23 protein-coding genes are annotated in these 25,707 nt (G+C 69.6%); 8 read left to right on the forward strand and 15 right to left on the reverse strand.

The window, feature by feature from the left end:
• The first annotated feature begins 99 nt into the window (after positions 1-99).
• The gene (locus ACIRON_RS19245) at positions 100-768 is read left to right on the forward strand and encodes a GPP34 family phosphoprotein (protein ID WP_402994458.1); all 669 of its coding nucleotides are present in this window, start codon (positions 100-102) and stop codon (positions 766-768) included.
• 57 nt (positions 769-825) lie between these two features.
• On the opposite strand, the gene ACIRON_RS19250 is transcribed toward ACIRON_RS19245, so the two are convergent.
• Positions 826-1,935 (reverse strand): epoxide hydrolase family protein, encoded by a 1,110-nt coding sequence (locus ACIRON_RS19250; protein WP_402994460.1) that lies wholly within the window; start codon positions 1,933-1,935, stop codon positions 826-828.
• Positions 1,936-2,047: 112 nt separating this feature from the next.
• On the opposite strand from ACIRON_RS19250, the gene ACIRON_RS19255 reads away from it, so the two are divergent.
• A complete protein-coding gene (locus ACIRON_RS19255; RefSeq protein ID WP_402994462.1) occupies positions 2,048-3,004 on the forward strand; it encodes a helix-turn-helix transcriptional regulator in 957 nt (318 codons plus the stop codon).
• A 7-nt stretch (positions 3,005-3,011) separates the two neighbouring features.
• Positions 3,012-3,737, forward strand: a complete 726-nt coding sequence (locus ACIRON_RS19260) for a GPP34 family phosphoprotein (RefSeq protein ID WP_402994464.1) — start codon at positions 3,012-3,014, stop codon at positions 3,735-3,737.
• 5 nt (positions 3,738-3,742) lie between these two features.
• Here the strand turns inward: ACIRON_RS19260 and ACIRON_RS19265 are convergent, their stop codons facing one another.
• From ACIRON_RS19265 to ACIRON_RS19300, 8 genes are all read right to left on the reverse strand, one after another.
• Complete coding sequence (locus ACIRON_RS19265; RefSeq protein WP_402994466.1) at positions 3,743-4,492, reverse strand: DUF3626 domain-containing protein; 750 nt, start codon at positions 4,490-4,492, stop codon at positions 3,743-3,745.
• Positions 4,489-5,151 carry a CTP synthase gene (locus ACIRON_RS19270; RefSeq protein WP_402994468.1) on the reverse strand — a complete coding sequence of 221 codons (663 nt, stop codon included), beginning with the start codon at positions 5,149-5,151 and terminating at the stop codon, positions 4,489-4,491. Before ACIRON_RS19270 ends, ACIRON_RS19265 begins: the two co-directional genes overlap by 4 nt.
• 53 nt (positions 5,152-5,204) lie before the next feature.
• Positions 5,205-7,010, reverse strand: coding sequence for a methionine--tRNA ligase (gene metG, locus ACIRON_RS19275; RefSeq protein WP_402994470.1), 1,806 nt, complete (start codon positions 7,008-7,010; stop codon positions 5,205-5,207).
• Positions 7,011-7,078: 68 nt separating this feature from the next.
• Positions 7,079-8,290, reverse strand: coding sequence for a peptidoglycan recognition protein (locus tag ACIRON_RS19280; RefSeq protein ID WP_402994472.1), 1,212 nt, complete (start codon positions 8,288-8,290; stop codon positions 7,079-7,081).
• Between the two features lie 77 nt (positions 8,291-8,367).
• Positions 8,368-8,925, reverse strand: coding sequence for a maleylpyruvate isomerase family mycothiol-dependent enzyme (locus ACIRON_RS19285; RefSeq protein WP_402994474.1), 558 nt, complete (start codon positions 8,923-8,925; stop codon positions 8,368-8,370).
• A 12-nt stretch (positions 8,926-8,937) separates the two neighbouring features.
• Positions 8,938-9,489, reverse strand: a complete 552-nt coding sequence (locus ACIRON_RS19290) for a TIGR03086 family metal-binding protein (protein WP_402994476.1) — start codon at positions 9,487-9,489, stop codon at positions 8,938-8,940.
• A 58-nt stretch (positions 9,490-9,547) separates the two neighbouring features.
• Positions 9,548-10,192 (reverse strand): DsbA family protein, encoded by a 645-nt coding sequence (locus tag ACIRON_RS19295; protein ID WP_402994478.1) that lies wholly within the window; start codon positions 10,190-10,192, stop codon positions 9,548-9,550.
• Between the two features lie 40 nt (positions 10,193-10,232).
• Positions 10,233-11,909 carry a CHAP domain-containing protein gene (locus ACIRON_RS19300; protein ID WP_402994480.1) on the reverse strand — a complete coding sequence of 559 codons (1,677 nt, stop codon included), beginning with the start codon at positions 11,907-11,909 and terminating at the stop codon, positions 10,233-10,235.
• A 201-nt stretch (positions 11,910-12,110) separates the two neighbouring features.
• On the opposite strand from ACIRON_RS19300, the gene pepN reads away from it, so the two are divergent.
• Both pepN and helR read left to right on the forward strand, forming a co-directional pair.
• Positions 12,111-14,654, forward strand: coding sequence for an aminopeptidase N (gene pepN / locus ACIRON_RS19305; protein WP_402994482.1), 2,544 nt, complete (start codon positions 12,111-12,113; stop codon positions 14,652-14,654).
• Between the two features lie 249 nt (positions 14,655-14,903).
• Positions 14,904-17,132, forward strand: coding sequence for an RNA polymerase recycling motor ATPase HelR (gene helR, locus ACIRON_RS19310; protein WP_402994484.1), 2,229 nt, complete (start codon positions 14,904-14,906; stop codon positions 17,130-17,132).
• 6 nt (positions 17,133-17,138) lie between these two features.
• On the opposite strand, the gene ACIRON_RS19315 is transcribed toward helR, so the two are convergent.
• A complete protein-coding gene (locus ACIRON_RS19315) occupies positions 17,139-17,429 on the reverse strand; it encodes a hypothetical protein (RefSeq protein ID WP_402994486.1) in 291 nt (96 codons plus the stop codon).
• 120 nt (positions 17,430-17,549) lie between these two features.
• On the opposite strand from ACIRON_RS19315, the gene ACIRON_RS19320 reads away from it, so the two are divergent.
• Positions 17,550-18,497 (forward strand): mechanosensitive ion channel family protein, encoded by a 948-nt coding sequence (locus tag ACIRON_RS19320; protein ID WP_402994488.1) that lies wholly within the window; start codon positions 17,550-17,552, stop codon positions 18,495-18,497.
• Between the two features lie 59 nt (positions 18,498-18,556).
• Here ACIRON_RS19320 and ACIRON_RS19325 read toward each other — a convergent pair whose 3' ends face one another.
• Entirely contained in the window at positions 18,557-18,982 is a 426-nt protein-coding gene (locus ACIRON_RS19325) for an OsmC family peroxiredoxin (RefSeq protein WP_091051268.1), read from the reverse strand.
• Positions 18,983-19,068: 86 nt separating this feature from the next.
• Between ACIRON_RS19325 and ACIRON_RS19330 the strand changes: the two genes are divergently transcribed.
• The gene (locus ACIRON_RS19330; protein WP_091051270.1) at positions 19,069-19,440 is read left to right on the forward strand and encodes a globin; all 372 of its coding nucleotides are present in this window, start codon (positions 19,069-19,071) and stop codon (positions 19,438-19,440) included.
• Here ACIRON_RS19330 and ACIRON_RS19335 read toward each other — a convergent pair.
• A complete protein-coding gene (locus ACIRON_RS19335) occupies positions 19,437-21,335 on the reverse strand; it encodes an amino acid transporter (protein WP_402994491.1) in 1,899 nt (632 codons plus the stop codon). The genes ACIRON_RS19330 and ACIRON_RS19335 overlap by 4 nt on opposite strands.
• A 147-nt stretch (positions 21,336-21,482) precedes the next feature.
• Between ACIRON_RS19335 and ACIRON_RS19340 the strand changes: the two genes are divergently transcribed.
• The gene (locus ACIRON_RS19340) at positions 21,483-21,830 is read left to right on the forward strand and encodes a hypothetical protein (protein ID WP_402994493.1); all 348 of its coding nucleotides are present in this window, start codon (positions 21,483-21,485) and stop codon (positions 21,828-21,830) included.
• On the opposite strand, the gene ACIRON_RS19345 is transcribed toward ACIRON_RS19340, so the two are convergent.
• The 3 genes from ACIRON_RS19345 to kdpC form a co-directional block, all read right to left on the reverse strand.
• Positions 21,782-22,492, reverse strand: coding sequence for a response regulator (locus ACIRON_RS19345; protein WP_402994495.1), 711 nt, complete (start codon positions 22,490-22,492; stop codon positions 21,782-21,784). The genes ACIRON_RS19340 and ACIRON_RS19345 overlap by 49 nt on opposite strands.
• 76 nt (positions 22,493-22,568) lie before the next feature.
• Entirely contained in the window at positions 22,569-25,088 is a 2,520-nt protein-coding gene (locus ACIRON_RS19350; protein WP_402994497.1) for a DUF4118 domain-containing protein, read from the reverse strand.
• A gap of 5 nt (positions 25,089-25,093) precedes the next feature.
• The gene (gene kdpC / locus ACIRON_RS19355; protein WP_402994499.1) at positions 25,094-25,705 is read right to left on the reverse strand and encodes a potassium-transporting ATPase subunit KdpC; all 612 of its coding nucleotides are present in this window, start codon (positions 25,703-25,705) and stop codon (positions 25,094-25,096) included.
• Between the last annotated feature and the right edge of the window lie 2 nt (positions 25,706-25,707).

Genomic DNA, 25,707 nt, shown 5'->3' on the forward strand with positions numbered 1-25,707 from the left:
GCGGGCGTGGATTTGGGAGACGCGCCCTAGACAAAGGTCCGACCAAAGATCCGTCTTTCGTAGGAGGCGCCCGGCGGCGAGTCGTTTTACCGTCAGTACATGCTGATCGCAGAAGACCTGCTGCTGCTCGTGCTCGACGACGAGAAGGGCACGCTCGCCTCGTCCTGGGTCCAGCAGGCCCTGGGCGGAGCGATCCTGACCGAGCTCGTCATGGCTGGTTCGGTCCAGATCGTCCCCAAGTCCGGGTTCACCCCGGCCAAGGCCATGGCGCTGCCGGGCAGGCGGCCGGACGAACCGATCCTGGCCGCTGCGTACGACGTGTTGGCGGCCAAGCCACTGGCGGCCAAGAACGCCGTCACCAACCTCGGCAAGGGTCTGCACGAGGCCCTCGCCGCGCGGCTCTGCGACCGCAACATCCTCAAGCGCCGCGACGAGAGGATCCTCGGCCTCTTCCCGCGCACCACCTGGCCGGCCGCGGACTCGACCCACGAGAACGCCGTACGCGGCCACCTGGTCGCCGTGCTGATCCAGGGCGCCGCGCCGGACGCACGGACCGGACCGCTCATCGCCCTCCTCTCCTCCATCGACCTCGCCCACAAGGTGGTCGACACGAGGACCGTCGGCGCCGGGGCGGTCAAGAAGCGGGCGAAGGAGATCGCCCGGGGCGACTGGGCCGCCAAGGGCGTCAAGGACGCGATGGACGAGGTCACCGCGGTCATGGCGGCGGTGATGGTCGCCACCACCGCCGCCACGACCGCGGCCAGCTGACACAACCCGAGGATCGCAGCCACCGGGTGGCTGCGATCCTCGGGTCTGCGTCTGCGGTCAGCCGAAGAAGACCCGCAGGTCGGCGGCGATGACGTCGGGGCGCTCCAGGGCCGCGTAGTGACCGCCCTCGGGGAACTCCGACCAGTGCTGGATGTTGGCGTTGTCCCGCTCTGCAAACGCCCTGATCGTCTGGAAGTCGTCCTTGAAGACCGCGACCCCGATCCGGCCCTGGGAGACCTCCGGCTCGCGCTCGGCGCGCCCCTCCTCGAAGTGGTAGCGCGCGGCCGAGGCGTAGGAGTTGGTGAGCCAGTAGTAGGTCGCCTGCTCGATGACCTGCTCGGGGGTGACCAGCGAGGTGCCGTTGCCGAACGACTCGAAGAGCTCGCTGTAGGCCAGCGTCCCGACCGGCGAGTCGGCCAGCGCCGCACCGATCGTCTGCGGGCGGGAGCCGTTCATCGTGTTGTAGCCGCCGACGGACTGGAACCACTGCAGGTGCTCCAGCGCGGCGTACTCCTTCGGCCCGAAGCCCTCGAACTCGCTCGGGTCGCCGGACGGGAACGAGAAGAGCTGCAGGACGTGCGCGCCGAGGAACCCCTCGGGGTCGAGCAGGGCCATCTCGCGCCCGACCATCGCGCCGCCGTCGCTGCCGTGCACCCCGTAGGACTCGTAGCCCAGCCGCCGCATCAGGACGTCGTACGCCTCGGCGACCCGCCGCATCGTCCAGCCGGTGTCGAGGAGCGGGGCCGAGAGCCCGAAGCCCGGCATCTCCGGGATCACCAGGTGGAAGTCCGCGGAGAGGTCCTCGACCATCGCGAGGAACTCCAGGAACGAGCTCGGGTAGGAGTGGGCGAGCAGGAGCGCCTTGGCGTCCTCCCTCGGCGAACGTACGTGGATGAAGTGGATGGTCTGGCCGTCGATCTCGGTCAGGTAGTTGGGCAGAGCGTTGATCCGCGCCTCGACCGCGTGCCAGTCGAACGCCTTCCAGCGCTCGACCATGTCGGTGAGGTAGGACGTCGGGGTGCCGTAGGTCCAGGAGTCCCCGGGCACCGCGGGGGCGAACCGGGTGTTGTCCAGACGGGCGCGGAGGTCATCGAGGTCCGCCTGCGGGAACTCGACGGTGACGGTGCTGATCTCGGTGTTGATTCCCTTGTTGACCTGCGTGTTCATGACATCTCCTTGGTTGTTTTCGACCTTGTGAGACCAGGTTATGAACGGTTCCGGCAAGCCTGATTCCGGAATTTCGGTGGCCGACGAAATTGTTTTGGCGCAGTCTGAGCCCGTGCTGGAAACCTCCGCTCGACTCCTGGCGCTCCTCGGCCTCCTGCAGTCCTCGGCCGGCTGGACAGGAGCCGATCTGGCCGCTCGGCTCGACGTCTCCGAGCGCACCGTACGCAACGACATGACCAAGCTCCGCGAGCTCGGCTATCCGGTCGAGTCGGTGCGCGGCCCCGGCGGGCGCTATCGACTCGGCGCCGGTGGCAATCTCCCGCCACTGCTCCTCGACGACGAGGAGGCCGTCGCCGTGGCTGTCGGGCTGCGCGCCGCCACCGGGATCGCCGGCGTGGCCGAGACCAGTGCCCGAGCCCTCACCAAGCTCGACCAGGTGCTCCCCGACCATCTGCGCCGCAAGCTCGCCGCGGTGGTCGACGCGATGGAGACCGGCCCGGTCAACACCGACAGCAACGTCCCCGACCCGGACGTCGACGCCGGCCTCCTGCAGGCGCTGGCGACCGCGATCCGGGACGGCTCCGGCGTACGCGCCGACTACCGCGGCGAGCCCATCGAGGTCGAGCCCTACCGCCTGGTCTCCTGGCAGCGCCGCTGGTATCTCGTCGCCCGCGACCCGCGCGAGGACTCCTGGCAGCCGCTGCGTGTCGACTGGCTGCGCCTCAAGATCCCCGGCGGCCGCCCCTTCCGCCCGGTCGATCCGGGCTTCGACCTCACCGAGTTCCTGGTCCGTGAGGTCGCCCGCACCGGCTGGGCCGTCCACGCCCGCCTGATGATCGCCGCCCCCGCCGAGGAGGTCATCGCCCGGATCAACCCCACCGTCGGCACCGTCGAGCCGATCGCCCCCGACCGCAGCGTCCTGGTCACCGGCGGCGACAGCCTCGAGGTCGTCGCCGTCTGGATCGGCATGCTCGGCCTCGACTTCACGGTCGAGTCACCCCCGGAGCTCCGCGACCACCTCGACGTCCTCGCGAAGCGCTACTCCGCCGCCATCGGCCCGCCGGAGTGATCACGTCGTGCTGATCGCGGAAGATCTCGTGCTCCTGACGCTCGAGGACTTCAGCGGACGACCCGTCAGTGGCCTCAGCGCCCAGACGCTCGAGCTCCTGGCCGGTGGTGCCCTGGTGTCCGAGCTCGCCCTCTCCGGAGCGGTCTACCTGCGGCCCGACCCCGTGACGCGCATGCTGGAGGTGCATCCGACCGGGGTCCGGATACCTCAGGATCCTCTCCTCCAGCACTGCCTGGCGTTCGCCGGCGGCAACCCGCGCCCAGCGTCCCTGGTCAGGAGATGCGGGATCGACATGTACGGCCATCTGGCCGATCGGCTCGTCCACCGAGGCCTGCTGCGTCGGGATCAGCAGAAGCGCTTCCTCATTACCCGGACCACCTGGCCGGCCGTCGAGGTCACCTACAAGCAGGACGTACGCCGCCACCTCGGCGCCGCACTGTTCGACGGCGTCCACCCGACCCGGCGCACGGCCGCATTGATCGGCCATCTCGCAGCCGTCGAGCAGATCCACCGGCTCTTCGGCTCTCCCACCGCCTTCCCGACAGACGTGATGGACCGCGCAGATCACGTCTCTCGCGGCGACTGGGCCGCCACCACCGTACGCGGCATCTTTCGGTCCTCTCGCAGACGAGGCGACTGGTTCGGAGGCGGCGAGGGCGGCTGGGGTGGCGACGGCGGTGGAGGTGACGGTGGCGGTGGCGGCGGAGGAGGCGACGGTGGCGGCGGAGGCTGAGCCCGTCAGCGTCCGGCGTCTCGTCCGAACCGAGCCAGGTAGTGCCACGCCCGCTTGATCGCCTGTGGGTCCTGGCCACCGGACCGAGCAGCGGCACCGAGGAGACCAGGCGTGAGTACGTCGCCCAGCGATCGCGCCAGATCGACGTACTCCTGACCGCGATAGCTCGGATCGAGGGCGTCGGTGGACAACCGGAACCCCGGGTGCCACTCGACCTCACAACCGAGCGCACAGGCCGCTGCCTCGACTCGTGTGTTCCGGAAACACGGGTCGAGCACGACCGCCTCGACGTCTCGCTCGATCACGACGCCACCGTGCACATGTGCCTCGACACACTCGTCCAGGTCGTCGAACCCGGAGGCATCAGCCATCGCGGACAGCTGTGGCAGCATCTCGGGGCCGCCGAAGTCGGTCGGCTCGAACACCGAGTCGGGGAAGCAGAACGTGGACCGCTCCAGGAGGTCCGCCCGGAGCCGCAGGTGTGCCGAGCCGAACCGGATGGCGCCACCGTAGCGATCCTGACGGCGGTTCCAGGCGCCATAGACCGGCCGATCGGCGGCGGGCGCCCGGTCATATCGCCCGCCGAAGAGCCGGCTCTCCCATCGCCAGCGGTCTCCACCCGGATGCGCCGTGAGCCCACCGTTCGACGTCCCGGTCTCGAACTGCGACCGGTACACCCCGTCCCGCGCCAACGACTCGATCACCAGCCCGCCCGCGTACGGCCAGTCGGGGTGGAACTGGAGCGTGACGCTCATCGTCGCTCAGCGACCGCGTCCACGAACGCGCGCACGAGGGGGTGGACCGGGGCTCCGGCGAGGGCACCGATGTGGGGCTGGAACATGCTGGTGACGTAGAACGGGTGGTCGGGGAACTCCAGGACCTCGGCGCCGGCGTCGTCCGCGGTGGCGCCGACGACGACGCCGATCTTCTCCAGCGCGGCGACGGCCTCGGCGGTCGGCGCGTAGTTGCAGAAGTGCATGCCGACGAACGGCTCCGGCTGCCAGCCCGCGAAGCGGGTGCCGGGGACGGGGGTGACCAGCCGCTCCTCGCCGTAGAGCGAGCAGGCCAGGGCGGCCACGGCGTTGGCGTCGCCCGCGCCGTCGGACTCGGCGTGGGTCGCCGCGGAGCCGAGTACGTTGCGGGTCCACTCCAGCACGGCGTACTGCATCCCGCCGCACGCCCCGAGGAACGGGATCCCTCGCTGCCGCACCACGGTGAGAGCCTCGAACACCGCAGCATCGGAGGCATAGGGCGAGCCGGGAACGAGCCAGACCCCGTCGTACGCCGCGATCTCAAAGCCGGAGTCGGTCGGCACCCACTCCGTCTCGACACCGAGCTCGGCCAGCTGTGGCCGAAGCGCGTTGAGCTCCTGATGGCTGCGGTGTCCCCGGTCGTCGCCGAGCAGTGCGATCATGCGCCGAATCGTCGCAGCCGCACCGGGCTCGATCCAACCGATTACCGCAGCCGCTACTCCGGCTTGATGCCCAGCCGGTCGAGCTCCTCGTCGATGACCGCGGTGTCCAGCTTCTGGAAGACCGGGGTGGGCTTGGCGACCGGGGTGCCGACGACGATCGGGTGGCGCTCCCAGGTGGGGGCGCCGGAGTAGTCGCCGGTGATGATCGGGTAGGGCTTGTCGGTGTCGAGGTCGCGGGCCTCCTCGATGCGGGGCATCGGGGCCACCTCACCCTTGCCGCCCAGCGCCTTGTCGATCTCGTTGGCGGAGAACGGCAGGAACGGGGACAGGATCAGGTTGAGGTCGGCCACGCACTGGGCCATCACGTGCAGCACGGTGCCGAGGCGCTCACGGTCCTCAGGAGCCTTGGCGAGCTTCCATGGCTCGAGATCGGTGACGTACTTGTTGACCTCGCCGACCGCACGCATCGCCTCGCCGATCGCCTGCTTCTGCCGGTGGCGGCCGATCAGGTCACCCACCGTGCCGAACGCGGCGCCGACGGTGTCCAGGATCGCCTGGTCCGCCTCGGTCAGCGTCCCGGCGGGCGGCAGCTCGCCGAAGTTCTTCGCGATCAGGGTGGCGGTGCGGTTGACCAGGTTGCCCCAGCCGGCGACGAGCTCGTCGTTCGTACGCCGCACGAACTCGGCCCAGGTGAAGTCGGAGTCGTTCGACTCCGGGCCGGCGGCCGCCACGAAGTAGCGGAACGCGTCGGGCTGGTAGCGCGAGAGCAGGTCGCGTACGTAGATCACGATCTTCTTCGAGGAGGAGAACTTCTTGCCCTCCATCGTCAGATACTCGCTGGAGACGACCTCGGTCGGCAGGTTGAGCGTGCCGTACTCCCCGGGCTCGCCGCCCTTCGAGCCGCCGCCGTTGTAGGCGATCAGCTCGGCCGGCCAGATCTGGGAGTGGAAGACGATGTTGTCCTTGCCCATGAAGTAGTAGGACAGCGCCTCCGGGTCGTTCCACCAGTTGCGCCACGCATCGGGCGAGCCTGAGCGACGGGCCCACTCGATCGAGGCGGACAGGTAGCCGATGACCGCGTCGAACCAGACGTACATCCGCTTGGTCGGGTTCTCGCGCCAGCCGTCCAGCGGCACCTTGATGCCCCAGTCGATGTCGCGCGTCATCGCGCGCGGGCGGATCTCCTTGAGGATGTTCTGGCTGAACCGGATGACGTTGGGACGCCACAGACCGGTCTGCTCGCGATCGTCGAGGAAGGCGTGCAGCGCGTCGGCCAGGGCGGGCAGGTCGAGGAAGAAGTGCTGGGTCTCGATGAACTCCGGGGTCTCGCCGTTGATCTTGGAGACCGGGTTGATCAGCTGGTCCGGGTCGAGCTGGTTGCCGCAGTTGTCGCACTGGTCACCGCGGGCACCGTCGGCCCCGCAGATCGGGCAGGTGCCCTCGATGTAGCGGTCCGGCAGCGTCCGGCCGGTCGACGGCGAGATCGCGCCCTTGGAGGTCTGCTCGACGAAGTAGCCGTTGTTGTAGACCCCGAGGAACAGCTCCTGCACCACCGAGTGGTGGTTGGCCGAGGTGGTGCGGGTGTAGAGGTCGTACGTCAGGCCGAGCGAGGTCAGGTCCTCGACGATGATCCGGTGGTTCTTGTCGACGAGCTCCTGGGGAGTCACGCCGGCCTCGTCGGCGGCGATCAGGATCGGGGTGCCGTGCTCGTCGGAGCCGGAGACCATGAGCACGTCGTGGCCCGCCATCCGCATGTACCGACTGAAGACGTCGGAGGGCACGCCGAAACCGGCCACGTGGCCGATGTGGCGCGGGCCGTTAGCGTACGGCCAGGCGACTGCGGACAGAACGTTGCTCATGGCTCCATCCTAGGGAGCGGGCGCCATCGGCCGTCCATCGACACAGCCATCGACACCGCCCACCCGGATCACGGGTTGAACATCTGGTCCCGCTGGTAGGCGTACTTCCGGATCCACGGCAGCCACTTGGCGAGCTGGGCGCCCGGGCAGGAGGTCTCGTTGGTGTGGAAGTGGCCGTCGATGACCCAGACCCGCACCCGCCGTCCGGCCGGGAACCGGTCGCTCCCCTTGGAGATCGTCTCGAGCGTGCCGCGCTCGTCGCGGCCCGCCATGTCGAGCTTCCAGGCCGCCATCCGCTCGGTCTTGATGAGCGCGTCGTCGGAGGGACGTACCTTCTCGAAGTTGCCGATCAGGGCGATGCCCATCGACTGGTGGTTGAAGCCACGCGTGTGCGCACCCTTGACGAGCCGGTCGATGCCGCCGGAGCGACCCTCCCAGGCGCGGCCGTACTTGTCGATGAGGAAGTTGTAGGCGATGTCGAACCACCCCAGTGACCTGGTGTGATAGCTGTAGATCCCGCGGATGATCCCCGGCACGTCGCCCTTGGAGTAGTTGTTGCTCGTGGCGGTGTGGTGGATGTGGACCTGCTTGAGCGAGCTGTTGTACTCCGGGCGGCCGTTGCGCCAGGAGTTGTTGGCACCCCACTGCGCCCGGGTGAAGATCACCGGCTTCGGCGCCCACTTGGGGCGCGACCGCGCGACCCGGCCGTTGGCGCCGTCGCCGGCGCTGCCGTAGCCGAGATCGTCGGCCTCCCGCTTCGGGGCCTTGACGTCCTCCTGCGGGCCGGTGTTGATCAGGGTCAGCTTGAGGTCCTTGGGCTGCGCGCCCTCGACCCGCACCTGTACGCCGCTGGCCCGGCCGGTCCACACCGGCTGGGTGCCCCGGCGCTCGACCTTGCCGCGCGCGGCGACGTCCCCTTCGCCGCCGTCGGGCAGGTCCTCCTGCAGCGGCAGCTCCTGCCACTCGCGCCACTGGTCCGACTTGCTCACCCGCACCTCGACCTGGGGAGTCTCCGAACCGGTCCAGGAGACCCCGACCATCGAGAAGGTCGTCGTGCTCAGCTTCTCCGTCGACGCCGCGGCGGCGGACCGCTCGGTCAGCCGCGGGGGCAGCTTCACGTCACGGGTGGCGATGCCGTCCTCGAGACGAGGCAGCTTGATCACCTGAGCGTCCTCGGCGGCTGCCGGACCGATCGCCGAACCGAGGGCAGGCACGAGCATCGACGCGCCGAGAACGACAGCGGTCAGGGTCACGGTGATGACGCGGGGGAAGCGGGCCATACCCCTGATTTTGGAGAATCAACGCCCCGACATGCCGCAAACGCATGTGTTCGGTGTGTCGTTTGGGACCTCTGTGACTACTGCGACGGGGTCGGCGCAAACGGCACCGGCCGTCCGGCGTACGCAGCCAAGTGCTCATAAGCACCCGCACCGTCCGGCGCCGAGAGCGCGTTGGCGAATGCCCGCCCCTTGCGCTCCGGCCCGAGGATGCGGTCCATCGCGACGACCGCCCGCTGGGCGACCGCCTCGTCGAGTCCGTCGGTCGGGCGGCCGAGCGCCGCACACAGGTCCCAGGTGTGGACCGCGATCTCGGCCGACTGCCAGTCGGGGTCGATCATCACCATGTCGTCGGGTCCGACCTCGCGCCACAGGTTGATCAGCGCGTTGCCGCGCGTACGCAGTTCCTCACCCAGGTTGACCGCGTAGTCCTCGCGGCCGTCCCATCCCGGCGGCGAGCCCTGGAGCATCGTCACGAAGACGCGGGGCTGGGCGATCATGTGGTTGGCCAGCTTGCGCAGGTCCCACTCAAGACACGGCGTCGGCCGGGTCAGATCGTCCGCCGTGACGGTGTCGAGAACCTCTGCTGCCTGCGTCAGTGCGCGCTGGAGCGCGAACACTCCCATCTGGTCAACCACACGACCATGGTGTCAGGCGAGGCTGCGTCCCGCGAAAGCAGCCAGCCGCTCGTACGCCCCGGCGCCCTCGGGCGCCGTCACCTCGGCGTCGAACGCACCCGTGCGCATCTCCGGCTTCAAGGTCGCCTTCATGAAGGCCAGCCCCACCTCGGCGAGCTCCGGGTCGAGCTCGGAGGTCGGGACGTCGAGCGCCTGCGCGAGGTCCCAGGAGTGGGTGGCGTACTCGGCTACGAGCAGGCCGACCGGCACCGACGCACCGCCCTCCCAGCCGTCGGTGCCGGGGCCCTGGTCCCACGCGTGCAGCACGTCGTCGGCACCGACCTTGAACGCCGGCCCCCAGCTCTCCTTCACGTGCGGCGCGGGCGCGCCCCAGTCGGGCTCGCCGCCACGAAGCATCGTGACGAAGTTGGTGCCGTCGGCGATGACGTGGTCGGCCAGCGTGCCGACGTCCCACTGCCGGCACGGCGTCGGCCGCGAGACGGTCTCGGCGTGCACCCGGTCGAGCAGGTCGCCGGTCTGGTCCAGCGCCCGCGAGAGGATTCCTGCCTCGTCTGTAGTAGTCACCCTGCCAACGTACGACTGGATACGCCCGGCGTCACCGCCAAATTCCTCCCAGGCGGGCTCAGCTGAAGTCGAGGTCGTGGACCCGGGCGCGCTTGAGCTCGTAGACGTAGGGGTAGGCGGTGATCAGCTGGAACCCGTCCCAGAGCTTGCCGGCCTCCTCGCCCTTGGGCGCCTTGGAGATCACCGGGCCGAAGAAGGCCGAGCCGTTCATCGCGATCGTCGGGGTGCCGACGTCGTTGCCGACCTGGTCCATGCCCTCGTGGTGCGACTTCGCGATGGCCTCGTCGTACCCGGAGTCATCCATCGCGTCGGCCAGCTCGACGGGCAGCCCGACCGAGGCCAGCGCCTCCTCGATCAGGACCCGGTCGAAGTCGCGACCCTCGACGTGACGGCGGGTGCCGAGCGCGGTGTAGAGCTCGGCCAGCTTCTCCTGGCCGTACTCGTTCTGCACCGCCATGCAGACCCGCACCGGGCCCCATGCGGTCTTCAGGAACTCGCGGTACTCCTCCGGGATGTCCTTGTCCTGGTTGAGGTAAGCCAGGCTCATGATGTGCCACGTCACCTCGACGTCGCGCACCTTCTCGACCTCGAGGATCCAGCGCGAGGTGATCCAGGCGAACGGACAGGCGGGGTCGAACCAGAAGTCGGCGGAGGTCTTCTCGGGGGTCTTCTCGGACGGCGCAGCGGGAGTGGTCTGTGTCATGTCGACACGAACCACTCCCGCTGCGGATCTGTTCCGGACCTCAGTTGACGGTCGTGAAGGCACCCCCGCTGGCCCAGTAGGCGACCTCGTCGCCGCTGTAGGCAGCGGTGACGGCGTACTCGCCCGCGGGGAGCTTGACGAAGGTGACACCGGAGGCGCCGCCGCTGAGGGTCTTGGTGACCGTACGTCCGCCGTTGGTCGTGATCTTGACCGTCCCGGTGGGCAGGTAGCCCGGCGCGGTGACCTTGACGGCCACCTCCGCCTGCCGGGAGCCGCCGGTCGCGGTGACCTTGACGCTCGGCTTGACGCGGACCCGGCCGCTGGGGCCGTACGTCTTGCTCACCGTCTCGCCGCTGCTGGAGCGGGCGACCACGGTGACACTGAGCCGGTGGCCGACATCGGACTCCGTCGGGCGGTACTTGTTGCTCGTCGCACCGGAGATCGGCGTGCTTTCGCGCGTCCACTGGTACGTCAGGTCGACGGCCTCGCTGAAGCTGCCGGGGTCGACCTGCATCAGGCCGCCGAGGCGAGTGCCGCCCTTCACGAAGCCGGCCGCGGTCTGCGACAGCTCGCCGCCGCTCGGAGGCTCGGCCGGCTGCTGCGGCGCCTTGCCGCCACCGACGAGCGTGCTGGCGAAGGCGTACGACTGCTTCGGGCGGTAGCCCTCCTGGACGCCGACGACGACCGCGCCGATCCTCTTCCCGGAGGCCGTTGCGGGCACCTTCAGGAAGCGGGACTTGGTGCGTGCGATCAGGGTCTTGTCGGCGTACCACCTGACCTCGCCGATCTTGGCCGACGGCTCGTAGTCAGCTCCGCCGACGGAGACCGTCGAGCCGACCTTCTGGGTGCCGGAGATCTTCGGCTGTGCGAGCACCTTGAACGTGCCCTGCTTGATCGGCGGCAGGATCTGGCTCATCGTCTTCGCCTGGCTGTAGTCCCGGCGGGTGCCGGTGAGCACCGCCGCGATCTGCTTGCCGGCGAGGTGGCCGGGGATGCGGAAGGTCTTGTTGGTCGCACCCGGGATCGGCTTCTTGTCGACGATCCACTGGTAGCGGATCTTGTTCGGGTTCGGGCTCCACGAGCCGGTGTTGACCGTGACCGCCTTGCCGACCTGCGCCGTGCCCTCGACCGTGGGCCGCTTGGTGACCGAGAGGCGTTTCGTCGACGGTGTCCCCTTGTCGTTGATGTGGATGAATCCGGTCGGGTAGTTCACCGAGTCCTTGCCGATCCGGCGCCAGCTGATGTCGCTGCCGTAGTTGGACTCCGAGATGGTGATCGTGTCCGCGCCGACCTTCTCGACGATCGCGACGTGCCCGAAGCGGCTCGCGCTCGGGTGCGAGGAGTGCCACCAGGCGACCGAGCCGACGGTCGGCGTCCGGTTCGTCAGCCTGCTCAGCGCAACGCCCCAGTTGGTGGCGTTGCCCTCGCCCGACCAGGGGCGAGCGTTCGGCAGGCCGGTCCGGATCAGCTTGTACGCGACGTAGTTGGTGCAGTTCCGACCGGCGTACATCCGCCAGTACATGCTTCCCCAGGCACTTTCGTAGCCGCCGGTGGAGTAGCCCTTGCTGCGGCAGTCCGAGAAGCCGGAGCAGAGCGTGATCGAGCCCGCGTGCGCCGGTGATGCCAACTTGGGGATGACTTGCACACCGAGGCCGACGAGCAGCAGAACCGCGCCGGTGACCAAGGTCCGGCGCAGCGCCCCGCCAGGCTTCCCCACCCGGCGCGACTCCTGTGAATACTGATGTTTCTGTGACTTGAGGGGCACATGAGCACCCTAGAGAAAGTTGTCAACCATTGATACCGGTGTGTCGGAATTACAACACTGTATTTTTACTTTCCACGCTCAGCGACTCCCAAGAACGGGCAACAACGGCGTTATGAATGTCTCGAAATCCGAGCAGAATGAGAGGATCCAGGCATGCCTGGAACCAATCTGACGCGCGCCGAAGCCACCGCTAGGGCCGCCCTCCTCGACGTCCTGTCGTACGACATCGAACTCGACCTCACCACGGGTACCGAGACCTTCGGTTCGACGACGACGATCACCTTCACCTCCACCGAGGCCGGCGCCTCGACCTTCGCCGATCTGGTCGGCGCGACGGTCCACGAGATCACGCTCAACGGCGCCGCGCTCGACCCCGCGGTGGCGTACCAGGACTCCCGGATCCAGCTGGACGGTCTCGCGGCCGAGAACGTCCTCGTCGTCAAGGCCGACTGCACCTACTCCCACACCGGCGAGGGCCTGCACCGCTTCGTCGACCCCGCCGACGACCGTGTCTACCTCTACTCCCAGTTCGAGGTCCCGGACGCGCGCCGCGTCTACACCACCTTCGAGCAGCCCGACCTCAAGTCCGTCTTCACCTTCCACGTCACCGCTCCCGAGGGTTGGAAGGTCGTCTCCAACGCGGTGACCCCCGAGCCGAAGCCGCTCGGCGACGGTCGCGCGACCTGGGACTTCGAGCCCACCAAGAAGATGTCGACCTACATCACCGCGCTGATCGCCGGTGAGTACCACGAGGTCCAGGACCTCTACGAGGGCAAGTTCGGCACGATCCCGCTGGGCCACTACTGCCGCCAGTCGCTGGTCCCCTACCTCGACCGCGACGAGGTCGTGAAGATCACCAAGCAGGGCTTCGAGTTCTTCGAGGACGCCTTCGACTTCCCCTACCCCTTCGGGAAGTACGACCAGCTCTACGTGCCCGAGTACAACATGGGCGCGATGGAGAACGCCGGTGCCGTGACGCTGCGCGACGAGTACCTGCCGCGCTCCAAGCAGCCGCGCTCCTTCTACGACTTCCGCGCCTCGGTGATCCTGCACGAGATGGCGCACATGTGGTTCGGCGACCTGGTCACCATGAAGTGGTGGGACGACCTCTGGCTCAACGAGTCGTTCGCCGAGTGGGCCTGCTACCACGCCCAGGCCAACGCGACCGAGTTCACCGACGCCTGGACCGGCTTCACCAACGCGCGCAAGCAGACCGGCTACCGCCAGGACCAGCTGCCCACCACCCACCCGATCGCCGCGGACAACTACGACCTGCAGGCCGTCGAGGTCAACTTCGACATGATCACCTACGCCAAGGGCGCCTCCGTCCTGAAGCAGCTGGTGGCGTGGGTCGGCCTGGAGCCGTTCCTGGAGGGGCTGAAGGCCTACTTCAAGGAGTTCGCCTACGGGAACTCCGAGTTCAAGGACCTGCTGCGCCACCTCGAGGCCGCCTCCGGTCGTGAGCTCCAGGGCTGGGCCCAGGAGTGGCTGCAGACCGCCGGTGTGAACACCCTCGCGCCGTCGTTCGAGCTGGCCGAGGATGGTTCCTACGCCTCCTTCGCGGTGCGCCAGTCGGCCGCCGCCGACTACCCGACGCTGCGTCGCCACCGCATCGGCCTCGGCCTCTACGACCTCGTCGAGGGTGCCCTCGTGCGCCGCGACGCGTTCGAGATCGACGTCACCGGCGAGCTGACCGAGGTCCCGCAGCTGGTGGGCGTCAAGCAGCCCGACCTGCTGCTGCTCAACGAGGGCGACCTGACGTACGCCAAGATCCGGCTCGACGAGCGCTCGCTGGCCACCGCGCTGTCGTCGCTGTCCGCGCTGGACGACTCGCTCTCGCGCGCGCTGATCTGGGGCGCTGCCTGGGACATGACCCGCGACGCGGAGATGCGGGCCAGCGACTTCGTCGAGCTCGTGCTCGCCAACATCGGCCAGGAGACCGACGCCTGGGGCGTCACCCGGATCCCGGTCTTCGCCGCCCAGGCCGTCGGCTCCTTCTCGGCCCCGGCCAACCGCGACGCCCTCAAGGCGCGCTGGGAGAGCGGGCTCAAGGGCCTGCTGGAGGCCGCCGCCCCGAGCAGCGACCACCAGCTGACCTTCGCCCGGACGTACGCCGCGGCCGCCCGCTCCGAGGCCGCGATCGCCGACCTCCAGGGCCTGCTCTCCGGCGACCTGGCCTACGACGGTCTCGACATCGACCAGGACCTGCGCTGGGCGCTCGTCACCGGCCTGGCCGCCTCGGGCACCTTCGGCGAGACCGAGATCGCCGCCGAGCTCGAGCGCGACAACACCATCTCCGGCAAGGAGAAGTCGGCCGCCGCCCGCGCCGCGCAGCCCACCGCCGAGGCCAAGGAAGCGGCCTGGGACTCCGTCGTCGTCCGCACCGACGTCGCCAACGAGACCGCCCGCTCGATCGTGCTCTCGTTCCAGCGCGGCGGCCAGGACGAGGTGCTGGCGCCGTTCATCGACCGTTACTTCGAGGCCGCCGACACCCTCTGGGACCACCTCGGCACCCACCGCGCCTCGACGGTGCTGGAGTTCATCTTCCCGAAGCCGGCCGCCTCCCCCGAGCTCCTGGAGAAGGCCGACAAGTGGCTCGAGACCTCCCCCGCCGAGCCCGCCGCCAAGCGGTACGTCCGCGAAGGCCGTGACGAGGTCGCTCGCGCCCTCGCCGCTCAGGAGCGCGACGCGCAGTAACCCGATTAGCCGAGTCGGCTCGTCCTGACCGCACATCCCGCCGAGTCGGCGCGTTCTAACGCGCCGACTCGGCGGGGTTTTGTGTCAGGACGCGCCGACTCGGCCTCAAAACGCACGAACGGAAGGGAGATCTTTCCCTTCCGTTAACAACTTTATAGCGCATATGGGGGCTTGCCGCAAGACCCCCGGATTGGGGCAGAATCTCCTGCTCGAACAGGTAAAGTGCCTGTTCAGACAGGGGATTCAACGTTGCAAGCATTCGATCTCGCGGGCCGTCACGATGCCAAGGCGGACCCGGCACTGATCGCCGATGACGAGCAGCACTTCGCTGCCATCGGGCAGAGTCTCGAGGAGCAGATCTCCGAGCTGAACGAACGGCTGGACGACGTACGCCGCCGGCCGGGCGGGCACGGGCAGGAGGCGATGGACCGCGACCTGGAGGTGCACCGGATCGGCGGGCAGCTGCGGATGCTGCGCAGGTTCAGCCTGGACCTGTGCCTGGGGCGGATCGTCACCGACTCGGGAAGCACCATCTACATCGGCCGGCTCGGGCTGACCGCGAGCGACGGCCGGCGGCTGCTGGTCGACTGGCGCTCGCCGGCGGCGGAGCCGTTCTTCGCGGCCACGCACGCCGACCCGCGCGGGCTGCTGAGCCGGCGCCGTTACCGCTGGACCAATGGGCGGGTCACCGACTACTGGGACGAGGTCTTCACCGCCGAGGGGCTCGAGGGGCATGCGGCGGCGCTCGACGACCAGTCGGCCTTCATCGCCACCCTCGGCAGCAGCCGCTCGCCGCGGATGCGCGACGTGCTCGGCACGATCCAGTCCGACCAGGACGCGATCATCCGGGCGTCCTCGCGGGGCGCCCTGGTCGTCGACGGCGGTCCGGGGACGGGCAAGACCGTGGTGGCGCTGCACCGCACGGCGTACCTCCTCTACTCCGACCCGCGCCTGGGCGAGGGCAAGGGTGGGGTGCTGTTCGTGGGGCCGCACGAGCCCTATCTCTCCTATGTCGCGGACGTGCTGCCGAGCCTGGGCGAGGAGGGCGTACGCACGACCACGCTGCGGCGGATGGTGCCCGAGGGTGCCTCGTTGCTGCCCGAGCCGGACAAGGAGGTGGCCCGGCTCAAGGCCGACGCCCGGATGGTCGCGGCGATCGAGCCGGCGGTGGCGCTCTACGAGAAGGCTCCGTCGAAGCCGACGCTCGTCGAGACGCCCTACGGTGACGCGGTGATCAGCACCCGCGACTGGACCGAGGCGATCGCCGCGGCGGACCAGGGTACGCCGCACAACGACGCCCGCGATCAGGTCTGGGACGCGCTGCTGAGGATCGTGACCGAGAGGATCCAGGAGAACGGCGCGAACGACCCGGACCGCGACTACGACGCCGATCTCGACGACTGGGGCGACGACCAGGAGGAGGACGAGTTCGACGCGTACGGGCTGGTCGACGAGGACGCGACCGACGCCCTGCGTGCCTCGCTGGAGACCAACGCCGGGCTGCTCGACGTCTTCGGCGAGGTCTGGCCGCGGCTGCGGCCGGCCGACATCGTCGGGGACCTGTGGGAGGTGCCCGCGTTCTTGCGGATGTGCGCACCCTGGCTCACCCCGGACGAGGTCAAGGCGCTGCAGCGTGAGGACCCCAAGGCCTGGACCGAGGCGGACCTGCCGCTGCTCGACGCCGCCCACCGCCGGCTCGGCGACCCCGACGCCTCGCGGCGCCGGAGCGCCAAGAAGGCGGCCGCGGCCGCAGACCGGAAGGCGAAGGCCGAGGTCGTCTCGGACCTGATCAGCCACGACGACTCCGAGATGAAGGTGATGTCGATGCTGCGCGGCCAGGACGTACGCACCACACTGCTGGACGACTCGGTGCGGGAGCCGGACGAGCTCGACCCGTACGCCGGGCCGTTCGCGCACATCGTCGTCGACGAGGCTCAGGAGCTGACCGACGCCGAGTGGCAGATGCTGATCAGCCGCTGCCCCTCACGCAGCTTCACGATCGTCGGCGACCGGGCGCAGGCGCGGCACGGGTTCACCGAGTCGTGGCAGGAGCGGCTCGAGCGGGTCGGCCTGGACCGGATCGAGATGGCCGGCCTGAGCATCAACTACCGCACGCCCGAGGAGGTGATGACCGAGGCCGAGCCGGTGATCCGGGCGGCGCTCCCCGACGCCAACGTGCCCACGTCGATCCGTGCCTCCGGCATCCCGGTCGTCCACGGTTCCGTCACGGACCTCGACGAGATCCTGGACACCTGGCTCGCCGAGCACGAGGAGGGTCTCGCCTGTGTGATCGCCGCCGGATCCTCGGACGTGAACGAAGGCCGGGTACGCCGATTGAGCCCCGTGCACGCCAAGGGGCTCGAGTTCGACCTGGTCGTCCTGATCAGCCCCGAGACGTACGGGACCGGGATCGAGGGTGCCGTGGACCGCTACGTCGCGATGACGCGGGCGACGCAGCAGCTGGCCGTTCTCGTGTGAAACGGGTCAGTGCGTCGCGGCGGGGAGGTTGTCGTCCTCGGCCTTGTGGGGCTTGGGCAGCAGCCCCTCGCCGCGGAACACACCCGGCAGGAGCACCAGGAGGGAGATGACCAACATCAGGATCACCGGGATGAGCAGGATGAGCAGGAGCAGACCGGAGGCGGTCATCGCGTCGGCGACCGGCCAGCCGTTGGGGACCTCGGCGCTGGCGGGGCCGGCGGTAGCAACAGAGGCGACGACGGCGGCGGAGGCGGAGGCGCCGAGGAGGCCGGCGCGGCGCAGGATCTGGTTGCTCACGAGGCAGATACTAACCGGCGTACGTCCTGGTTCTCATCTCTGCCCCACGTCCCCTGGACGGGAGTCGAGGCCCGCCCCGGGATTGGCCCCCGGCCTTGAACGCCTTGGATACTGGAACCCATGTCCATCCCCCCGAACCCCCCACTGGTCTCGGTCTCCTGGTCGACGCTCGGCGAATGGGTGATCGGCATCCCCTTGCGTATCGCCGGCCTGATCGTGCTGGCGATCGTGCTCCGCTGGGTGCTGCAACGGGTGATCGACAAGGTCGTCGTCCGCACCATGGAGTCACCTGGTCTCACCGGCAAGATCGCCAAGATCGGCGAGGCGCACGAACTCAACGCCGCGTCGTCACGTCGCAGTCAGCGGGCGCAGGCGATCGGCTCCCTGCTCAAGAGTGTCGTCACCGGTGTGCTGGTCGCGATCTTCGCCACCATGATCCTGGACGAGCTCGGCATCAACATCGCTCCGATCATCGCCTCGGCCGGGATCGTCGGTCTGGCGCTCGGTTTCGGCGCCCAGTCGCTGGTGCGGGACTACCTGTCCGGCATCTTCATGATCATCGAGGACCAGTACGGCGTCGGTGACAGCATCGAGGTCAACAACATCAGCGGCACCGTCGAGGCCGTGACGCTGCGGATCACCCGGATGCGCTCGCTCGACGGCACGGTCTGGTACATCCCCAACGGCGAGATCCTCACCGTCGGCAACCACAGCCAGAACTGGGCCCGCGCCGTCATCGACGTCGGCGTCGGCTACAACGAGGACCTCAACAAGGTCCAGCGCGTGCTGCGCGAGGTCTCCCACGACCTGTGGGTCGACGAGGAGTTCAAGGGCCAGATCATCGAGGAGCCCGAGGTCACCGGCGTCGAGGCGCTGGCCGCCGACTCCATCACCCTGCGGGTGCTGATCAAGACGCTGCCGCTCAAGCAGTGGGCGATCGCGCGCGAGATGCGCCAGCGGATCAAGGCCCGCCTCGACTACGAGGGCATCGAGATGCCCTTCCCGCAGCGGGTCATCTGGCACCGCGACGACAAGGCTGCCGCCGAGGAGGAGCAGACCAAGGCCTGACGTACGCCTGAGGTACGCCGCCAGTGATGCCCCGGCCGAAGCCGGGGCATCACCGCATTTCAGGCGAGGGCGGCGTCGAGGGTGATGGTGGTGCCGGCGAGCGCCTGGCTGACCGGGCAACCGGCCTTGGCCGCCTCGGCGAGGCGGACGAAGGTGTCGTTGTCGAGCCCCTCGACCACACCACGCGTGGTCAGCTTGATGCCGGTGATGCCCTTGCCGGGGGTGAACTCGACATCGGCGCTGGTCTCCAGGCTGGTCGGCGGGGTGCCGTTGTCGGCCAGGCCGTTGGAGAAGGCCATCGAGAAGCAGGAGGAGTGGGCGGCGGCGATGAGCTCCTCGGGGCTGGTCTTGCCGCTCGGCTCCTGCGAGCGGGCCACCCAGGTGACGTCGTAGGTCCCCAGGCCCGAGGAGTCCAGCGTCACCTTGCCGGCGCCCTCGAAGAGCGAGCCCTCCCAGACGGTGGTGGCAGTGCGGGTGGTGGCCATCGTTATCTCCCAAAGTTCGAGTGTGTGCGTACGTCCCCGATCCTGCCACGGGACGCGCGGGCGGACCCGCGTGGAAGAATGGCTCAGTGACGTTTTATGAGGAGATCGGCGGGATGGACACCATCCGCACGATCGTGGCCAAGTTCTACGAGGGCGTGGCGACCGACGAGCTGATGCGGCCGATGTATCCCGAGGAGGATCTCGGTCCGGCGCAGGAACGCCTGACGCTCTTCCTGGCTCAGTACTGGGGCGGGCCGACGACCTACTCCGAGCAGCGCGGCCACCCGCGGCTGCGGATGCGTCACGCCCCGTTCGAGGTCACCTCGGAGGCTCGCGACCGCTGGCTCGCCCACTTCCGCGAGGGCCTCGACGCCGCCGGGCTCACCCCCGAGCAGGACGCGCAGTTCTGGGCGTACGCCGAGCACGCGGCGAACTTCATGATCAACGCGCCCAGCTAGCCCACGTGCACGTGCGGCCGACGGCTCCGGTCCGGCTCGGCACGCCGCAGGATCTCCCGGGTGGTCGGGGCGACCTCGCCGACCCCGGTGAACAGGAACCGCAGCAGGTTGATCGCCGGGTTGCCCTCGGTCCACTCGAAGTAGATGTGCGGCACAACACCGGTGACGTCGCGGATGTGGAGCATCGTCGCGGCCAGCGCGTTGGGCACAGCCGGTGCCTCCAGGCGCAGCACCCGGCGGCGTCCGGTCACCTCGCCGCGTACCGCCAGGGTGCCTTCGAAGTCGGACGGGTCCGTGACATGCACCTCGACGAAGATGATGTCGGCGTCGTCGACCAGGTCGTTGTCGAGGACCATCTGGCGCAGCTTGTCCTCGTACTCCTCGGGCCCCTCGGTGCCCTCGTGCTCGTTGGCGACCAGCCGGATCTGGCGGCGGGCGCACTCGCGCAGGAAGGTCTCGGCCTTCTTGTCGAGCTCGACGCCGGTCACGCGCAGCTCGAAGGAGCGCATGATCCGGGAGACCAGCGAGACCCCGATGATCGCGGCGATGAAGCAGGCGGCGATCTTGACGCCGTCGGGACGCTCGATCACGTTGGAGACCGTGGTGTAGGCGAACACGACCGCGATCAGGCCGAACAGGACCCTGCGGACCTTCTGACCGGCCTTGTGCGCGGCCAGGGTCACCGCCACCGCGGCGGAGAGCATCAGGACCAGCACACCCGTCGCGTACGCCCCGCCCTGGGCATCCACGTCGGCGTCGAAGATCCAGGTGATCAGGAACGCTGCCGCCGAGATGGTCACCACCAGCGGCCGGGTCGCGGCCGCCCACTCCGGTGACATCCCGTAGCGCGGCAGGTAGCGCGGGATCAGGTTGAGCAGGCCGGCCATCGCCGAGGCGCCGGCGAACCACAGGATGAGGATGGTCGAGATGTCGTACGCCGTCCCGAAGGCGCTGCCGAGGTAGTCGTGGGCGAGATAGGCCAGGGCCCGGCCGTTGGCCTCGCCGCCCTCCTGGAACTCCTCGGCGGGGATCAGCAGGGTGGTCACCCAGGAGGAGGCGATCAGGAACATGCTCATCGTCAGGGCGGCCGCGGTGAGCAGCTTCTTCGTGCCCCGAATCCGGCCGGCGGGGTCCTCCTCGGTGTCGCTCGCCTCGCCCCTGACCTGCGGCATCACCGCGACACCGGTCTCGAACCCGCTCATCCCGAGGGCGAGCTTGGGGAAGACGAGCAGCGAGACGGCGATCATCGTCGTGACATCGCCGTGCTCGACGAAGAGCGCGTCGTTCCAGCTGGTGAAGACACCGGGGTTGCTGAACACGTGCACCAGGCCGACGGCGATCACGACCAGGTTGAGAGCCAGGAAGGTGACCACCAGGCCGACGGCGATCCCGATCGCCTCCTTGAACCCCTTCAGGAAGACGGCGCCCAGGGCGGCGAGCAGCACCAGGGTGATCACCATGTTGTGCCCGTCCCACGTGGACGGGAAGAGCGGGTTCTCCACCACGTGCGCGGCGCCGTCGGCGGCCGAGAGCGTCATCGTGATGATGAAGTCGGTGGCCGCGAAGCCGAGCAGGGCGAGCACGAACGCCTTGCCGCCCCAGCGGGACAGCAGCCGCTCCAGCATCGCGATCGAGCCCTGCCCGTGCGGGCTCTCGGCCGCGACCCGGCGGTAGACCGGCAGCGCACCGAGCAGGGTCAGCCCGACCAGGACCAGGGTCGCGATCGGCGAGAGCAGCCCGGCAGCGAGCGCCGCGATGCCCGGCTGGTAACCCAGCGTCGAGAAGTAGTCGACACCGGTCAGGCACATCACCTGCCACCACGGGTGCTTCTTCTCGTGGGTCTCGGTGGGCGCTGCGGCGCCCGGGACGCTGCTCGCCGTGGTCACTGCGGTCACCCGATCAATTCTTCAGCCCGATCGACCCGGATCGGGCATCCGAGCCCCGCGGGAAGGCGTAAGGATTCCGTCAAGATTCCGGGAGGCGGGTGTCAGAGGAGCGTCCAGACACCCGCGAGGGCGTAGATGCGAGCGCAGGCTGGTCGTATGGAGCTGCTGGAGAAGGTCACGGCGGTACGCGCCGGCGCGGCGGCCGCCGTCCTGTTGATCGCCACGGCGGTCCTCACCGTCGCCGGTGTCGGCTTCTCGACCTGGCTGATCACCATGGTCGTCCTCAGCACCGGAGCCGCACTGACGCTGAGCACGCCGTACGCCCTGCTGCTGGCGATCACCGGGTGGGGGCTGGTCACCGGGTTCGCGGTCAACACCGGCGGTCAGCTGTCGTTCGCCGCCAGCGACCTGCGCCACCTGGGGCTGCTCCTCGCGCTGGGGGTCGTCGCCTCCCGCTACTCCCCCGGACCGGCCTCGGGCTCCGCCTCGGCGTCGAGGGTGTAGCCCACACCAGGGGTGGTGACGAGGTAGCGCGGGTGAGCAGGGTCGGCCTCGAGCTTGCGGCGCAGCTGAGCGGCGTAGACCCGCAGATAGTGGGTCTCCTTGGCGTACGCCGGGCCCCAGACCTCCTTGAGGATCTGGTCGCGGGGCACCAGCCGGCCCACGTTGCGGGCCAGCAGCTCCAGGAAGGACCACTCCGTCGGGGTCAGCCGGACGTCCTCACCGGCGCGGTGGACCCGCTTGCGCGCGAAGTCGATCTCGAGGTCGCCCACGGTGAGCGTGGTCGCGGCCGGGGGCGCGGACTCCTGGGACCGTCGGACAGCCGCCCGCAGCCGCGCCATCAGCTCGTTCATCGCGAACGGCTTGGTGACGTAGTCGTCGGCCCCCAGGTCGAGCGCCTCGACCTTGTCGTCGCCGTGCTGACGCGCGGAGAGCACGACCACCGGCACCTGGGTCCAGCCCCGCAGCCCCTCGATCACCTCGGTGCCGTCGAGGTCCGGGAGGCCGAGGTCCAGCAGGACCACGTCGGGGTGGGTCGCCGCGGCGGCGGCCAGCGCCGAGCGCCCGTCGGCCGCGGTCTCCACCTCCCAGCCGGCGGCCCGCAGGTTGATCGCCAGCGCCCGCAGCAGCGCCGGCTCGTCGTCGATCACCAAAACCTTGCTCATGCCGCCGCCTCCGTAGCGCAAGCGCCATCGTACGGACGCGGCGGCCTGAGGCCTATGGTCGCTCGCTGGCGCTCGCTCATGCCCGCGGCACCGCCAGCACCATGGTCAGCCCGCCCCCAGGGGTGTCGTCGGCAGACAGCTCGACGCCCAGCGCCTCGCTGAGCCCGCGGGCGACCGCGAGGCCGAGACCGAGGCCGCCGGGCGAGGTGTCGTCGAGTCGCTGGAACGGCTCGAACATCCGCTCACGCTGGCCCTCGGGTACGCCGGGTCCCCGGTCGACGATCATCACCTCCACAGTCTCGGGGGTGACGTGGGCGAGGATGCGCACCGGCCCGCCGGACGAGACCCGAACCGAGTTGGCGACCAGGTTGGCGACGACGCGCTCGAGGAGACCCGGGTCGGTGCGTACCAACGGGGTGTCCTCGCCGACCTCGAAGGAGACCGCGGCCGGGGGAAGGCCCGCGACGGCCAGAGGGAGGGACTCCTCCAGGCTGACCGCGCCCATGACGGGATGGACCAGGCCCGCCTCGACCCGGGACAGATCCAGCAGGTTGTCGATGAGGCTCTCGAGCTGGTCCGCGGACCCGGCGGCCGACTCGACCAGCACCTTGCGGTCCTCCCCCGGCATCCGGCCGACCAGGAGCCCGTCGAGCGCGGCGCGCATGGTGGCCAGCGGCGTACGCAGGTCGTGAGAGACCGCCCGGAGCAGCGCGGTCGAGGTCTGCTCGGCCCGCTCCAGCGCCATCGCCCGGTCGGCCTGGTCCCGCAGTCTCCGGTATTCCAGCACCAGCGAGGTCTGCACCGCGAACGCCTCCAGGACCCGGCGTTCCCGCCCTCGCAGCGGGCTCCCGCGCAGCACGATCACATGGGTGTCGTTGACCGCGACCTGGGTGTCGCCCTGCTCGGGCTCGGCGGGGTAGCCGACCCCGGCACCGGCCAGCCGCACCCAGCCCTGCGGCGTCTGTTCCAGGAGCACCGCCGCCTGCTGCCCGAAGGTCTCCCGCACCCGGTTCACGATCGCCTCGGCGGTGTCCTGCCCGGTCAGGACCGAGCGCGACAGCGCACCCATGGTGGCCGCCTCACCCTTGGCCTGACGAGCCTCCTCGGCGCGCCGGGAGGCCCGGTCGACGACGGTCGCGACCGCCACCGCGACGGTCACGAAGACGATCAGGGTCACGACGTTGCGTGGCTCCTGGATCGTGAACTTGTGCACCGGTGCGGTGAACCACCAGTTCAGGTGCAGGAAGCCGGCGATCGCGGCGGCCACGGCCGGCCAACGTCCTCCGATCAGGGCGACCAGCACCGTGGCCGCCAGCAGCAGCATGCTGGCCAGCGGGAGCCGCTCGGCCGCGCCGGCGGCACCGTCGCGGTTGAGCAGCCAGGCCAGCCCGAGCGGCACCAGGACAGCGCACAGCCAGCCGAGCAGCTGTCGCCTCCGGCTCAGCGGCGAGCCGACCGAGGCCCGCGCCTGCGCACCCCGGGCGATCTCCTCGTGGGTCACCAGGTGGACGTCGATCGACCCGGCCGCGGTGGCGATCCGGTCACCGGTGGAGCCGGTGAACAGGCGGCGTACGCGGGAGTGCCGGGAGACCCCGACGATGATCATGGTCGCGTTGGCGCCGACCGCGAAGTCGACGACCGCCCCGGCGGCGTCCTCCCCCACGACGGTGTGGAAGGTGCCGCCGAGCGAGGCGGTGAGTGCCTGCACCCGGTCCAGCCCACGGTCCTCGGGGCGGGCCAGCCCGTCCGAGGCGACGACGTGCACCGCCATCAGCTCGGAACCCTTGGCACGCTGGCACAGCCGTGCTCCCCGGCGCAGCAGCGTCTCCGACTCCGGCCCGCCGGTGACCGCGACCACGATCCGCTCCTTGGTCGGCCACGGGTGCTCGATCCGGTTCTCGCGCCGGTAGTCGCCGAGCGCGTCGTCGACCCGGTCGGCCAGCCACAGCAGCGCCAGCTCGCGCAGCGCGGTCAGGTTGCCGACCCGGAAGTAGGAGGTCAGGCTGGCGTCGATGTTCTCGGGCCGGTAGATGTTCCCGTGCGCCATCCGTCGCCGCAGCGCGTCCGGGGCCATGTCGACGAGCTGGATCTGGTCGGCGGTGCGGACCACCTCGTCGGGCACGGTCTCCCGCTGACGTACGCCGGTGATCCGCTCGACCTCGTCGTTGAGCGACTCCAGGTGCTGGATGTTGACGGTGGTGATCACGTCGATCCCGGCCGCCCGGATCTGCTCGACGTCCTGGGCCCTCTTGGTGTGCCGGCTGCCGGGCACGTTGGTGTGCGCGAGCTCGTCGATGCAGACGACCGTCGGGGCCCGGGCGATCACCGCCTCCACGTCGAGCTCGGTGAAGGTCGCCCCGCGGTAGCCGATCTCCCGGCGCGGAACCAGCTCGAGCCCGTCCAGCATCTCGCCGGTGTGCACGCGCTGATGGGTCTCCACGAACCCGATGACCACATCGGTCCCGCGGGCGACCCGTCGCTTCGCCTCGCCGAGCATGGCGTACGTCTTCCCCACCCCCGGCGCCGCACCGAGGTACACGGTCAGCCGGCCGCGCCTGGGCACGGCCGGCTGCTCCGCCCTGTGATCGATGCTCACGAGGATCAGTGTGCCGCCTGCTTCACCGCGATGTTGAGCAGGAGCACGTTGACGTGCGCGTCACCGAGCACGCCCCACGTACGTCCCTCGGTGCTGTCCGCGACCAGCTCACGCACCTTCGCCTCGGTCAGACCGTTGACCTTGGCCACGCGGGCGACCTGGAGCGAGGCGTACTCCGGGGAGATGTGCGGGTCGAGGCCGGAGCCAGAGGCCGTGACCGCGTCGGCGGGCACCTCGGCGGCCGCGACGCCCTCACGGGCGGCGACCTCGGCCTTGCGCTCCTTGATCGCGTCGATCAACGCGGGCTCCTCGGGGCCGAGGTTGGACCCGTAGGAGGACAGCGTGTCGTAGCCGTCACCGGCCGCGGAGGGGCGCGGGTAGAACAGCGCCGAGTCGCCGTTGACCTGCCCGATCAGGGCGGAGCCCGCGGCCTCGGACGGGTCCGTCGTGTGGCTTCCGTCGGCCGTCACCAGCGAGCCGTTCGCCTGCCAGGGGAAGGCGACCTGGGCGATGCCGGTGACGAGGAGCGGGTAGCCGAGACCGAGCACGAGGGTGGCCGCGATGAGCACCCGGAGCCCGGCCCAGGAGTGCCGCAGAAGGGCGTAGATGTCGTTCATGT

The sequence above is a fragment of the Nocardioides sp. NPDC101246 genome, from assembly GCF_044767415.1.
Taxonomy (GTDB): Bacteria; Actinomycetota; Actinomycetes; order Propionibacteriales; family Nocardioidaceae; genus Nocardioides.